Here is a 255-nt window from a genome sequence, read left to right as displayed (position 1 = left end):
CCAACCACCTTCTCAATCTGATTCAAATTCTCAACTACCACCCCCACTCCCACTACATAAATCACAACTTCCATCATGCTCAGACCTCCAGCCAGATAACCTTCTCCCTTCAACCTCAGCATCATCCTCAGCACCACACTCAACTTATCCATCCCATTCACCATACTTACCTTTCCCATTCCCAGTCCACCCAACTAACAAACCCACGAGAAGCCTCTACCTCCACCAGATACAATTACAAACATCTATCATTTC

General features: G+C 45.9%; 1 pseudogene. It reads right to left on the bottom strand.

Annotation, left to right across the window (positions count from 1 at the left end):
• Positions 1-122 (bottom strand): annotated as a pseudogene (locus tag FS736_RS23845) (DUF5698 domain-containing protein); the annotation flags it as partial.
• Between the last annotated feature and the right edge of the window lie 133 nt (positions 123-255).

The sequence above is a fragment of the Cytobacillus oceanisediminis 2691 genome (assembly GCF_007678455.1).
Taxonomy (GTDB): domain Bacteria; phylum Bacillota; class Bacilli; order Bacillales; family Cytobacillaceae; genus Mesobacillus; species Mesobacillus oceanisediminis_A.
Note: the sequence above shows the minus strand (reverse complement) of the source record. Positions and strands in the feature narration are given on the sequence as shown.